This is a genomic window from Acidithiobacillus ferrivorans, assembly GCF_016250455.1.
GTDB lineage: Bacteria > Pseudomonadota > Gammaproteobacteria > Acidithiobacillales > Acidithiobacillaceae > Acidithiobacillus > Acidithiobacillus ferrivorans.
Genome location: NZ_CP059488.1, coordinates 1,900,084 through 1,914,102 on the forward strand (window position 1 = coordinate 1,900,084; position 14,019 = coordinate 1,914,102).

The 14,019-nt window shown below is 52.4% G+C and carries 10 protein-coding genes; 5 read left to right on the top strand and 5 right to left on the bottom strand.

Annotated elements, in window-relative coordinates; translation table 11 throughout:
- Positions 1-113: 113 nt before the first annotated feature.
- The 5 genes from H2515_RS09480 to H2515_RS09500 form a co-directional block, all read right to left on the bottom strand.
- On the bottom strand, positions 114-728 hold the full coding sequence (locus tag H2515_RS09480; protein WP_065413297.1) for an undecaprenyl diphosphate synthase family protein: 615 nt from the start codon (positions 726-728) through the stop codon (positions 114-116).
- A gap of 244 nt (positions 729-972) precedes the next feature.
- Positions 973-2,685: a putative bifunctional diguanylate cyclase/phosphodiesterase gene (locus tag H2515_RS09485; RefSeq protein WP_198659950.1), complete on the bottom strand. Its 1,713-nt coding sequence runs from the start codon at positions 2,683-2,685 to the stop codon at positions 973-975.
- A complete protein-coding gene (locus H2515_RS09490; protein ID WP_232821322.1) occupies positions 2,682-3,443 on the bottom strand; it encodes an RAD55 family ATPase in 762 nt (253 codons plus the stop codon). The genes H2515_RS09485 and H2515_RS09490 overlap by 4 nt, the downstream gene beginning before the upstream one ends.
- Positions 3,433-3,840 carry a hypothetical protein gene (locus H2515_RS09495; RefSeq protein ID WP_198659951.1) on the bottom strand — a complete coding sequence of 136 codons (408 nt, stop codon included), beginning with the start codon at positions 3,838-3,840 and terminating at the stop codon, positions 3,433-3,435. Before H2515_RS09495 ends, H2515_RS09490 begins: the two co-directional genes overlap by 11 nt.
- A gap of 587 nt (positions 3,841-4,427) precedes the next feature.
- Entirely contained in the window at positions 4,428-4,775 is a 348-nt protein-coding gene (locus H2515_RS09500; RefSeq protein WP_081919219.1) for a hypothetical protein, read from the bottom strand.
- Positions 4,776-5,746: 971 nt separating this feature from the next.
- Between H2515_RS09500 and galU the strand changes: the two genes are divergently transcribed.
- From galU to H2515_RS09525, 5 genes are read left to right on the top strand one after another with little or no spacing between them, the layout of a single operon-like run.
- Positions 5,747-6,724: a UTP--glucose-1-phosphate uridylyltransferase GalU gene (gene galU, locus H2515_RS09505; protein ID WP_081919211.1), complete on the top strand. Its 978-nt coding sequence runs from the start codon at positions 5,747-5,749 to the stop codon at positions 6,722-6,724.
- 41 nt (positions 6,725-6,765) lie between these two features.
- The gene (gene bcsA, locus H2515_RS09510; RefSeq protein WP_198659952.1) at positions 6,766-9,048 is read left to right on the top strand and encodes a UDP-forming cellulose synthase catalytic subunit; all 2,283 of its coding nucleotides are present in this window, start codon (positions 6,766-6,768) and stop codon (positions 9,046-9,048) included.
- A gap of 23 nt (positions 9,049-9,071) precedes the next feature.
- Positions 9,072-11,159 (top strand): cellulose biosynthesis cyclic di-GMP-binding regulatory protein BcsB, encoded by a 2,088-nt coding sequence (locus tag H2515_RS09515; protein WP_198659953.1) that lies wholly within the window; start codon positions 9,072-9,074, stop codon positions 11,157-11,159.
- Positions 11,156-11,434 (top strand): hypothetical protein, encoded by a 279-nt coding sequence (locus H2515_RS09520; RefSeq protein WP_198659954.1) that lies wholly within the window; start codon positions 11,156-11,158, stop codon positions 11,432-11,434. Before H2515_RS09515 ends, H2515_RS09520 begins: the two co-directional genes overlap by 4 nt.
- Positions 11,392-13,998 carry a cellulose synthase subunit BcsC-related outer membrane protein gene (locus H2515_RS09525; RefSeq protein ID WP_198659955.1) on the top strand — a complete coding sequence of 869 codons (2,607 nt, stop codon included), beginning with the start codon at positions 11,392-11,394 and terminating at the stop codon, positions 13,996-13,998. The genes H2515_RS09520 and H2515_RS09525 overlap by 43 nt, the downstream gene beginning before the upstream one ends.
- Positions 13,999-14,019: the final 21 nt, after the last annotated feature.

The window sequence follows — 14,019 nt, forward strand, 5'->3', positions numbered from 1 at the left end:
GATCAGAATTACTATTAATACGATTAGGGCTACGCACTGAGATCATGTACCAAGCCGCTGCTATGTAGCCAGACCAGGAAAATGCCAAACAGCATCAATAGCAACAAAACTGCTTAACCGCCAAGCGTCCTATCCTGTTTTTTGTACCAATCAAGCGCATGATCAAAATGTTCTATTTCAAAATCAGGCCAATATTCATCTCTAATATAGAAATCTGCATAAACAGACTGAACAGGAAGAAAACCACTTAGCCTTCTTCTACCTCCCCAACGCACTATTAAATCCATACGTGAAATATCACTTGAGCGCAGCGCAGCACAGCTAAGGCCTGCCAGATCCCATTCCCAACCATAATTAACCAGGAGATTCACTTTCATCCCCGAACCATGGCGTTGCCGGAATTTCTTTAGTTCAGCAGGAAATTGCAACGAAGTTTCATCGCCAACAACAAGTAATGCTGCGCCGCGCTGTACAACCTCAAAGGCAAATGCAACACAAGCCCGCCTAAAAGCTACCGTCTGAACCGCAGCCCGCTTAGTGTTGTCCTTGGTAAACCCATAGATAGATATCTCGTTTATTCCATACTCCTTACATTTATCAAACAGCAATAATCCAGGATTTATGCCGCGCGCATATCCGGATTCTTTCTGTAGCCCATGACTTGTCGCCCAGCGGCGGTTTCCGTCTGGTATGAACCCCACATGTTTTGGAAAAATTCTTTTTGTCATAAAGCACACCTTACGTATCTGTATCACATTCAATCCAAAACTATCATCCACACAGCATTGGCCGCTCTCTGTTCGCGTCACCTTCAGAAATACAAACATTCGATGGTACGACGCCTCTGTGAACAGTAACAAATGGAGACAATAATGAACAAAAAACAAGTAAATGGTAACCTCATTTTGTGGGCTACCAACCTGAGGCCCCGCAGTCTGTGCAGAGACGCACATATTGCTTGGTGGATCATCATTAATAATTCATATCTGCAGGCGCCTGACTCATGGATGTGATTCCTGAAGCCAATAACGTGGCAAACTCACCGGCCGCCACCGGGTGCGAGAAATAGTAGCCTTGCCCTTCATCGCAATGGAGTGCCAGCAGTAAAGCATGCTGCTCTGCTGTCTCGACACCCTCCGCAATGGTGCGCTTCCTGAGGTTTATACCCAGACTGATCACGGCACTGACGATGGCAGCACTGTCCTTATTGTTGATCATCTGGCTCACAAACGACTGATCAATCTTCAGCGCATCGGTGGGATACTGTTTCAGATAACTGAGGCTGGAAAAGCCAGTGCCAAAGTCATCGATGGCAAGCTTGACCCCCATTTCCACCAGTGCACGTAACACAGAATTTGTATCCTCCGTGTCACGCATAAGGACGGTTTCGGTCATTTCGAGTTCCAGCAAGTGCGGTGGCAAGCCTGTTTCCGCGAGCGTTTCACAGATGTTTTCAATGAAATCCTTGGCACGAAACTCGTGTGCGGAGGTATTGATGGCGATGGTAACCGGTGACAAGCCCACTTGGTTCCACGCTTGGGCTTGTCTGCAGGCCTCGTGCAGTACCCAGCGGCCCATCGGCAGAATCAAGCCACAGTCTTCGGCGACCGACACGAATTGCTCTGGTGGCAGGAGCCCACGTTTGGGATGTTGCCAGCGAATAAGGGCCTCGACACCGACGATCTTGCCGGTGAGAAGGTGAATGATGGGCTGGTAGTAGAGGACAAATTCCTGCCGTTCCAATGCCAGACGCAGCTCGGCTTCAATGGATTGTCGCTCGACGACCCGCTTGTTCATCTCATGCTTGTAGAATTCATACTTATTACGGCCCCTTTCCTTGGCATGGTACATGGCGATGTCTGCGGATTTGATCAGCGTTTCTGCATCCTGACCGTCGTCGGGATAAACGCCGATACCAATACTCACGCTAATGTGGAGTTTGTGTGACCCGATATGATGCGGCAGTATCTGCGCTGCCAATATCTTTTCCGCGGAAATCGCGGCGTCCTTTGCATGCTCAACATTGGGAAGCAGCACCACGAATTCATCACCGCCCTGGCGGCTAATGGTATCGGAGTGCCGTAGAGAATTTTGCAACCGTTGTGCCACCGACTGCAGCAGCTGATCGCCTACACCATGCCCGAGGGAGTCGTTGATGTATTTAAATCGATCCAGATCCAAAAACATTACGGCGAGCGGTCGCGCTTGGCGCCGCGCTGACTCAATCGCCTGATCAAGCCGATCTTGCAGCAGCATCCGGTTGGGCAGCCCGGTGAGCCCATCGTGATAGGCAGCGTATTTCATCTGTTCGCGTGCGGTTTGGACTTGTTCGGTCAGTTCGTGGGCTTCCAGGGTGGCGATGACCAAGTGCGCGTTGGCTTTCTGCAGGAGCGTCAAGTGCTCGTCCGTTGCCGTTTTGAGAGATTCTTTGGTGCGGCTATCCTGTTCGCGCGTGGTAACCGAGCGCTCGCGAGCAAGGATCACCTCCTCGCGTTTGCTTACCACCTCCTCGCGCCGCTGAGCAACGTCTTCACGGTGGTAAACTGTCGCTTCCCGCGCCGTGACCACGTTTTCGCGGCCTTGAATAACCGTTTCTTCATGAGTCGATGTACCGTCCAGACCCGATGCATTAGCTTGCGCGGGAGCAATCCCATCCGCAATATCACCCGGGTTATGACGGGTCATCTTTGCTCGCTCACATCGGAATACCCGGCTTGGCTGTCAAATCCCGGATGTCCAGACAAAATTCCAGAATAGTGCTTCAACGGCTGACCGATGACGATACCGTCATCGGTGATTTCAAACAATCTGATTTCCTTGCTGTGCCCACTGCCCCGCACCTTGGCAACGGAAAGCACCCGTTTAAAGCTTCCTTCCATTTCGACGTAGCGCTGCACAATAATAGCATCAGCGAGAAAAGCGCTGCCAAACGAACTAAAACGCAAATCGGTATAGCGATCTTCCAGTTCGGAGGTCATCAACACCGTGACACCCATGCCCGTAAGCACTGCGACCATTCTATAGAGCGCGCTACGAAAGTCTTCACGAAATTCCGGTGCCAGCACGAGTTCAAAACCAGACAAGGAATCAATAACCACCCGCTTGGCCTGCAGGCGTTCAATCGCTTTGATCAGCTCATGCAAAGTTTCATCTATCGACAAGCTTAAGGAGTGCACGTAGATCATCTTCACCTCATCCGCCGTAACCAGCGTATATAGGGCCTTGTTGAGGAGTTGGCTGGGATGCTTTTCAAACGCGGCGATGACGCCGGGTTTCCCCCGGCGCACGCCTTCGGCCAGGATCTCCGTGGACAATATGGTTTTTCCAGATCCAGAGGGTCCCACCACGAGTAAGGCGTAGCCCGTCGGCAGGCCACCGCCCAGCAGGTCATCCAGTCCAGGCACCCCACTCGGAAGCTTCCGTATGCGGATTTTATGATTCACGGCGCTCTCCCAGCACGGCTTCCACAATTTCTCCACCAAAAGCATCATGTAAAATGCGCGCCGTTAACTGATCACCCACCAACTGGCACAGGATATCTGAAAAAGTAATCAGCAATAAGCTGCTTGCCACCCTGATCGCTGCGGGTGGCTGTGCTACAAACGAGTTTTTTAATAGTACGAGCATATCGTCATCCTGAAGTGTCATCACACTGACTGCCAACCAAGGGAACGTTGGCACGGTGAGGGATAAACTTCTCGCATAGAGGGCATTGAAGCCATCTTTACCGATAATCTTAACAACAACTGCGGCCACCTTCTCCACCAGAGAAAAGGCTATTTCTGCGGTTTTTTCATCTGGACATATCTCCAGAAATATTTTTATTTTTTGCGGTTCCAACAAGGCTCCAGGCCCTCCGTAATATTTTTATATATTGAAACCACAAGCCTCCGCTATCGTGTTATGAATGCAACCTATAAAAACGTAACATGGCGTTCGTCATTGATTCTCAAAAATCGTGACAATGGCCTGAAAAATGTCGCATGCGGGGCAGACCTAGGCATATTGCATGGATCTGCCTGATTCGCAGACTACTGTCCATCCCGAGTGCAATCCATTGCAGTTGGGGGAAGAACCACCCCCTATCTGACGGCAGTGCCGCAAGCATCACTGCTGACGAGGCTTTTACGCGTAAGGCATGAGCGACTCCACGTAAACTACCCGGCGAAGTAGAGATTATAGACTTTTTTATGTACGGATCAGCCCTTATGCATCTCCCGGTAAAGTTTTAAGATGTGCTGCAGAAAGGGGCACGGTGTTTTATAAATCCCTTGTCCAGAAGCTGTGTCGCCTTGGTGGGCAGACATGACCCGCTTGGCTTCGTTACCCTACCAGTCGACCGTTCCACCCACGCACACGTTCAAACCGCCTGTAAAATGAGCAATCGGGCATTCGCAGATAAAATTAAGCGCGTTTGACAGCGCGATCTAGTTACTCAAGATCGATGAGAAAATCGCAATGGGTAACATTTGTGGCATGCCTCCCACACGGTGCAATTTTGTTTTTGCCATCATATTCACATAGCGCGCAATCGTCTCTGTGGATAATGTTTCCACCTCACAACAACGAACGGTAATCCAACATCCAGCTTTATGGGCATTTCCAAGGTGGAGGCATAACTGATCAAATACACTGTGAGGAATTCGAACCGTCAAAGGCTTGCCAGAGGCTGTAGTGAACTCCATGGTAACGGAAGACGGAACAGGAGCATGAGCGCGCTGAGCAACATCAGGCAGCAGCTGAGGGTACTGCTGTGCATCTTGAATATGGGACATAATATAAATTACCTCACTTAGGAACCATGCTGAATGTTAGACGAGGCGCGGTATGTCTTCTGTGCTTTGCATCACATAATTTGCAACTGGATGGCTTCAGGGGATGAGAGTTGTCTGTATCGAAGTTTTCGCTAAGCCGATGAAGTAAATCAGTAATTACACCACTATGCATCCTTGGCTGACGACACTCCACCTGAAAATGCAACACATCAGGCCGTCGAGCGATTCATATTTGCGGCATATTGAAAATATTATGCGTCCCATATGTGACCCAACGAACAGACGGGGAAAACTTTGGGCCTTACTGTCCAAGCGCGGATCGGAAGCGTATTGCGTAGGCCACAGGCCTACGAAGCAATGATACCAAATCTGGCGGCGTCATAACACGTGCGAGAGAAAAGGATGTCATTCTGTACTTAGGTCATCGTTTTTTTATCGACTTGGTGGCAGATATGCAGAAATTCTTTAGTATCATCGGCCTAGCCGGATCAACTGCTAACATCCTACATTCTGTACTTTCTTTGGTAGTGCCAAACAAGCCAGTGCCAAGGTGGCCCAGATAACGGCGAATAAGGCACTGTGGCCAAAGCCAATGCCCTGCAAAGCACCCAGAATGGGCATCCGCTGCGCCACAATGCGCAATAGACGGCGAGTCAGGCGGCCTGAACGACTGTCACATCATTTGGCCACACGCACTCTTCGTTGCCATACCTCCGATTTTCTCTGAATCAACGGCTGTAGTATATGTGCCCTACCGAACAGACGGTCCACCATAAGCATCTTATGATGGACCATAGATCGGACCTATCAAAATAATCGACGTCTGACGTAGCCATTGTAGTTTGGAGGAAAGTTGAAATTCTAAAAAATATAACACCAAATTTAGACCATTAAAAAATTATCAGATTCCATGTATTGGTACTTTTTAAGATGATGCAGCTTTTTAAAAACTTTTTACTTAGGAATACACCATGAAAATCGCATCACGCCATTTGTCTAAAAACACCCCTGAATCAGTTCGTACGGCCGTTTTCCCTGTTGCAGGAATGGGGACAAGATTCCTTCCTGCAACAAAAGCAACTGCCAAAGAAATGATGCCAATTGTAGATAAACCACTCATTCAATATGCTGTAGAGGAAGCGTTAGAGGCTGGATGTGACAGGTTGGTTTTCATCAGTGGCCGCGGCAAACGTGCGATTGCAGACCACTTCGATGTTGCCTTTGAACTGGAGCATGAGCTAGAACGTCGCGGGAAACAGGAACTTCTCGACGAAGTAAGAAATATTGTACCGCGCGGAGTCAGCACCGTTTTTCTTCGACAACCACACCCATTGGGATTAGGCGATGCGGTCCTGATGGCCCGCGATGTTGTCGGTGATCATCCCTTTGCCGTACTGCTTGCGGATGATTTGATATTATCCAAAAAACCCGTCCTTGCGCAAATGATAGCACAGTATGATCGCTATCATGCGGCAATACTGGCCATTCAACGGGTACCTCACGAAGAGACCAATAAGTACGGTATTATTCAGTGCTGGCCGTGGGAAAATAAAATCCAACAGGTGTCAGGTATCATAGAAAAACCCCACCCTAATGAGGCCCCTTCTGATCTTGGAGTAGTCGGCAGATATGTTTTACCTGCCAAAATATTCGAATACCTGGAGGATTTACCTGCAGGAAGTGGCGGCGAGATTCAACTCACCGATGGGATTGCCGCCCTGTTACGTGAACGTCAGGTTCTTGGCTACGAATTTGAAGGTCGCCGCTTTGATTGTGGTGACAAACTCGGATATCTGCAGGCCACGGTCGAGTTCGGCTTGCGTCATGCAGGTGTTGGCAAACCATTTGCGGAGTATCTGCACCAACTCGCAACAGATGGAATATGCTCCTACGTTGCTGATGATCAGGTTCTGCCCCCGACACGCAAAAGTAAATCGCGAGTGGCGTGATAATCTCTCCCTATCCGTAACAGATGAAGAAGGAGTAAATCATGTCGACCCATAACGTTTTAAAGAATTTATCAAATTCCATGATAACAATCACTATTGCTGTTGCTTTAATAATCGTGTGGTTGTTGGCAGCCAGCCCCGTTTCGACAATGGCTGAAGCATACATTGGCGGCTCTATGCTTGCCGTCATGATCAGCATACTGCTTATTGGTCGTAAGCTGAAGTTCCGCGAACCTTGGGTTACTCCATTGCGCATCGTCAGCATCTTTCTCGCCATCTTCCTGACCGCGCGTTATTTGGTGTGGCGTGTGGAATTTACCATTGGTGGATTTGGACTTATCAGTCTGATTGCTGGTCTGATGCTTTTTGCTGCTGAAGTATACTCAATGGGATTTGCCTTTCTGGGCTATTTTGTGAACGTGTATCCGCGCCATCGGACACCAGTGCCATTACCTGCTGACGAATCCTTGCTTCCATCTGTGGATATTGTTGTGCCGACATATAATGAGCCCGCTGAGCTTCTTGAAGTCACACTGCTTGGCGCATTGAACATCACTTATCCTAAGGACAAAGTGCACCTCCATCTGCTCGATGATGGAGGTACAAATGATAGATGCAACAAACCTCTCATTGCTGAACAGTCCCTGGCCCGCCGCCATGTATTGCAGGAATTATGCCTTAAATTGGGCATAGCCTATCACACCCGTGTACATAATGATCATGCGAAAGCAGGCAATATCAATGCCGCCCTTAATAATCTTAGTGGTGAGCTCATGGTTATTCTGGACGCAGATCATGTACCTACCAGAGATTTTCTGACTAAAACGGTAGGATTTTTCCTTCAGGATAAAAAATGCTTTCTGGTACAGACTCCTCACAGCTTTATCAATGCTGATCCCATTGAGAAAAATCTGGGCATATTTCACGATTCACCACCTGAAACAGAGCTTTTTCATAACGTCATTCAAACCGGCCTCGATGGCTGGAATGCGTCTTTCTTTTGTGGATCTGCTGCGGTCATGCGCCGGAGCATGCTCTTGGAAGTAGGGGGTATTCAAGGTGACACCATCACGGAGGATGCTGAAACTGCGATGATTCTGCATGCCAAGGGATATCACAGTGTTTTCCTGAATGAATCACTCAGCATCGGTTTACAACCGGAAACAGTGATGAGTTTCATCGCCCAGCGAGTGCGTTGGGCACAGGGTGCGCTGCAGTTACTTTACTTTAAAAATCCACTAACGCTTCCCGGATTAAAGCTAACCCAGCGCATCGCATATTTAGCCAGCTTTTCTTATTGGTTTTTTCCATTTTCACGGATAGTAACCATACTAGCACCCTCCATGTTTCTATTTTTCGGAGTCATGGTATACGATGCCACAACGGAACAATATGTGATATATGGCGCCCCATACTTTCTCTCGAGTATAATTTTCTCTGACTTTATATATGGCAAGATTCGCTGGCCACTTATTTCTGACGTCTACGAGATGGTACAAACGCCATTAGCAGCCCCCGCCTTAGCGGCAACCTTACTCCGGCCTCGAAAACCCACTTTTCGTGTGACACCCAAAGGCGAGCAAATGGATAAGGATTTTTTGACCCCGACAGTTTGGGTACAATACACTCTCCTGTTAATTGTTTCAGTGTCATTGATTACCGGTGGCTGGCGCTGGTTTGAGCACCCAGGGCAACGTCCACAACTTATATTTACCATGTTATGGGAAATTATAAATTTCATGATTGTGGCGGCAGCCGTAGGCGTAACGCTAGAGCGCAAACAGCGGCGGGAAGAATTTCGTATCATTCCGGTAAAACCCATACCTGCTGCCATGATGACTGGTACAAAAAAGATTATGGTTGAGTTTATCGATCTTTCAGCCAATGGGGCACGTTTGATAGTTATGGATAAACAGTTTTCCACGGAGCAGTTAGTGAGCACAGAACCGCTCACCTTTTTGTTTAAGAGTTCACTGCATAAGAATCTGCTTGTCAGCATTCCCGCAACGGTGCTCAACATCGAATCCGGTCGTGTAGGCGTGCAATTCCAGTACCGTGATATGCAGCAGAAGGCGGAGATAGTCGACCTGATTTACGGCGACAGTCAGCATCTTGAAGCGCGTCTTGAACGGCGTCGCAAGCGCATCACTTTTTTCGCCGCCTATCTTTATATTGCCAGAAAATCAGCTGCCGGCCTCGGAAACAATGTTAGTTTTATCGCCGTTCAAAGTTTACGCAGTCTCATGGAAAATACCCATAAACTGTTCATAGTGCGCACTCGTCACTGGTGGACATTGGTTTTTTCTGGCCGTTCTGACCGCTGATACAGCCAAAAGGATTAATAACAATGAAACACAAATACATAGCGGCCATAGTAACGGCAGGCCTTGCCTGGAGCTCATGGGGCGTGGAATCCGCACTGGCACAAACGCCCGCCAGCACGGCTGTCAATATCCCACTAACAATGCTGACGCAGGGTAAAAAAGTGGTAGTGCTTCGTTCCGGTCATGACACCGCGCAGATGACCTGGAAGGTGCAACCCCATTACACGGCCCAAAACGCAACACTTCAGGTACACTATCTGACTAGTCCGGATACTACGGCGGGGTCCCAACTGGTGGTCTCCATGGATCATAAAATTATCGGTGCAGTCTCCCTGAACCCCAAACTGCCACGGGGAAGCTTCACGGTTTTGCTCGGCCATCAGGCTTTTTCTGCGGGCAGCTACCCACTGCAAATACAGGCCATCCCCGGGCCCGCTGCACCGCACACAAAAACCGTCTCGCCGGGGGCATGGACTCAGATTGACTACAGTGCCTCACAACTTACCTACACGCCTCAACGTTTACCGTGGCAGCATTTAGACTTTGCGCATTTGCCCATGATATTGAGTGAGTCTGCGGCACAAGGCGTTTTACGCTTACCGATCCAGTTTTATGGGACCCCCAACCCCACCCTGCTCACGGCTGCGCAAGAGGCGGTGGCAGGCCTGGCACTGCGCTCAGCCGCAGTCCTTCATGTAAAGGCGCAAATGATGGGTCCGGGCGTGATCTCTCCCACGGTATCCGGCAATCCGGACATCTCTGCCCTCCTCGCCCCAGTTGCCGATTTGCCCGCTGCGATGCAGCCACACACGCCCATTACGGGTCCGACGGTGCTCCTGGTACGCAATCCTGACAATCCACCGGGCGTTATCCTGATTTTCACCGGCACCGACGATGCCCAGGTGCTCGCCGCCGCCCGCGCCTTTGCGGTGAACCGTAACATGCTACCGCTCGGTCATCGCTGGAGTGTCATCGGTAGTGCGCAGGTGATGGCCATGAATTTTGGTCCCCAGAATGCCGTGTATCCGGGGCAGGTAGTGAGTCTGCACGATCTTCACGGCGGCAACTCCACCTTAAACACGCCCCACGGTACTGCGGATATTGGTTTCTGGATGCCGGGTGGCCTCTTTGCCTCGCGGCAGAGCAATTTAAAGATGAAATTAACCATGGCTACGGAGCCGCTGACGCAACCCGCCACCCAGCCCATCATCACCGTCATGGCCAATCACCACTGGATATCCGAGTGGAAACTCACCCCGGGGGTCGCCAATTACCAGACCACTATCCCGTTCTCGGCGCTGGTCGGGGGAGAAAATCACATCACCTTTCAGATTGCCGGTGGGAAGGTATCCATCTTCCCAAGTTCCACCCTGCAGTTGCCCACCACGCACCGTTATACGGTATTGCCTGATCTCGCCCTCTTTCAGCACACCGGCTTTCCCCTGGTGGTCCATGGGGCGGGACGCCATCTTTCCGTATGGTATAGCGAAAGAACCCTGGCGAACTGGTCGGCGGGCCTGACCTTGTTCGGACGGCTGGTCCAGTCCGCACATTCACCCCTGCCCGGCGCGCAGGCCACCTTTTCGAGGCCCGTTACGGGTAACGTTCTGGCCATCGGGACGCCAGCCTCTATCCCGGCATCTTGGCTTTCTGCCAGCCCCGTGCGCCTGCTGCAGAATGGTATCCAGTGGCAGTTGGCGAACCGCCATGGCACGGAAAAGCCATGGATGGGAGCCACTCAGTTGCCAGCCACCGCCTATCTGGTGGAGGCACACACGCCCTATAAGGATCACGTTACGGTCACTTTTCTCGCAACCAACACCCAGAATCTGCAGGCGGCGGCCTGGAATCTGGTAACCGCGCCCAACTGGAACAAACTACAGGGGGATTTCGCCCGGCAGAATAGTCAGGGGATCTATCAGTCCACCATGGTCGGTTCGCATTTCATGTACGGCAATCGGCACAGTGGCTGGTTCTGGATCTTTCTGTTCTCGGTCAGGCCCTGGCTTTGGGTACTGGCGGGTTTGGCCGCGGTCTTGTTTGCGACTTTGGCTGTATGGATATTTACCCTGCGTAAAAAAGCGCAATGGCGCGCCGAGGAGGCACTATGAAAAAAAATAACCGCAAAACGTCCAGTATCCGCTCCTGGGTCACCCTCATGGTTGCCGGTGGCGTCCCCCTCTATGCGGCCAGTGCCTATGCTGCACCGGTGGCGGGTCAGACCCGGGGTGCCAGCGATGTGCTGCAGTCTCAGCAAAGCCAGCCCAACAATGTGATCAGCAACATCTACACCCAAAGAACCACTCGCTCGCAGCGATCAACACGGCTGAACAAAAAATATGGGTGGCCATCAACCGTAACCACTTGCGTACGGCGCAGGCGCTGATACAGCGGACCACGACGCAATATCCCGGCTGGCAACCGCAAGCGACCATGGGTTTTGTGCTCCTGGAAAAAACGATCTGGGCGGAAATCCGGGTGGGTCAGGGCGGGCTGGCGCGGATGCATATGCAGCAATTGCAGACCCGTTACGGACAGGGTGCCCTCGCTGACAAGACCCATGTCTCTCTCGTTTCCATGCGGAATGTGCTGGAAGAGAACCGACTCTGGCAGCTCCTGGGTGAAGGTCATCTGCAGGCCTTGCAGTCCGCCATACAGCAAATCCAGAGTGAAGACCCCAGTTATCAGCCGCCACAGAAAATGCTGGCGATGATGCATCAGGGGCTGGCCGGTCGCGCCGTCGGCACACTGGAGCGCCAAAAAGCGTGGCCCCAGATTGTCGCCCTACACGCGCAGACCCCCAGCGTGTTCACCCTCGCTTATGCAGGCAACCGGCAGGCCTGGGCAGAGGCCCTGGCGGCGACCGGTCATCCGCATCAGGCCACCCTCGTCTATATTTCCCTGCTGCAGCACAGTCAGCATGCGGCACAGGCGCAGGGTATTTTGAATCAGGCCGCCAATCGCTTGCCGCCGCAGGAGATGCAGGTGCTCTATACCCGGGCGCAGGCCCAGTTCCCGAACGCTCGGCAGACCTTGCAGACACAGCACCTACAGTATGTGCTGATGATGGCTGCACGCGCGCACAGTGCACATCAAAACGCCGAAGCAGCCGCCCTGGTAGCCCCCGAGTCCGAGGCCATTAACCAGTTACATAGGGCGTCTGATGCGCGTCTGATGGGCGCTATATTGGGTGCCCATCATCAATCGCATGAAGCCTTGCAGTGGTGGGTAAAGGCCGCGCAATGGTCGGGCAAAGCCGCCGACTGGCAGACGGTGGGCAACCTCGCCATGGCCGACAATGATGTGCCCGTCGCGCGCGAGGCGATGGCCCATCTGCCGGCAGGCACCCCGGCATCGGAGCATTTTCGCCGGCATAATGCCATCATGGCGGCCCTGCGCGATTACAAAAACCGTGATTATAAGGGCACCCTGCAACACCTGCAGGCCGCGCAACAGTTTGGTCCTTTGTCTCCGGGCATGGAGACCATCAAAGCCTGGTCTTTGGTGCATACGAAAGACTATGCAGCCGCCAGTGCCTTGTTCACGACGCTCTACCGGCAGGATCCTTCTTCGGGCAATGCCGTCGGGGTATTGATCGCCGATCAGCAAACCCATAACCTGGCCCACACCTATCAACTGGCGGCCACGACCAAGGGCCCTCTGGCGTCGCATTTACCGATGACCACCATGCGCGACCATCGGGCCGATATCAACACGATTCCCTGGCGCTTCATGCCGCCCGATCAGGTTGTGCCCCCTTGCCCGCGCAAGCTACCTGGCCTTGGCGGCTCCTGGGAGGAGCGCGGTGGCAATAACAGCGGGATGACCCAAATGCACGAATACCTGCCTTCCCTGCAGGCGCAGTGGGGGATCAATTGGCATATGGCGGCTTTTGCCCAGTTGTCATCGCCTGACCTGTATGGTGGCCAGCCGACCAGCGGGCAGCTTCCGGCCTTTAATGTCGCCTCTAGCGCCACGGGGAGTGCTACCGGACACGTCTGGCAGACCCCCCAGTTTTTACTCGGCGTCGACAATCGTGAACCGCACCATCACTGGCGCGCCGCACTGGGTTGGACCTCGCCTTCGGGTATCGGGGGCGGGACGGTGCAAGGCTTGTTGCGCTACACCGTCATCCCATCGCACAGCGGCAGCAACTGGAGTGTCCATCTCTTGCGTAACAGCGTGCGGCAAACCCTCTTGTCCTACAACGGCGTGCAAGAGCACATTCATGCCACCGCCAACCACGGCCAATCCCTGAATATTCCCTACACCTGGGGCGCGGCCATGCGTAACCAGGTCGGTGCCAGCGGTTATCTGAGTGGCGGCAAACACGGCTGGTCTTATATCGGCACCCTGCATCTCAATGCCATTACCGGCCAGAACATTCAGACCAATTATGGCGCCAGCACCTATCTGGCCGTGATGCACCCCGTCTATACCGGTCCCGGTTGGTGGGTCACCGTGGGGCCATCCCTCTATGCGGAAACCTACGCCCGGAATGCCAGTTTTACGTCTCCCGGTTATGGTGGTTACTTCAGCCCGCAAATGATGGCACAACCCTCCCTCAGTGCGAGTGCCAGCCATTGGTGGCAGGGCGGGGGCATCAACATGAGTGCCGCCATCGGTTATCAATGGCTGCATCAGGGCGGCGGGCCGTACCTGGGCTTTAGCCCGCTGCGCCATCAGATAACCCCGCAACTGAGCGCACAGGGCCTGTCCCTGTCTCCCTACACGGCCTCCAGTGGCAGTAATATCGCGGGATCGGTCAATGTGGTGCTGACACAGCGGATCAGTACCCACTGGTATCTCGATGCCGGCGCTTCCTATCAGGCTAACCCCGCTTTTCAGCAGGCCCAGGCAGGGCTCGATATCCGCTATGTCTTTGGTGAAAACCATGCCCGCACCTTTATACCCGCGCAGTATGTGGCGGGGATGGGGCGCTATGAATAAGGGTCGCGACACCTATAGGGA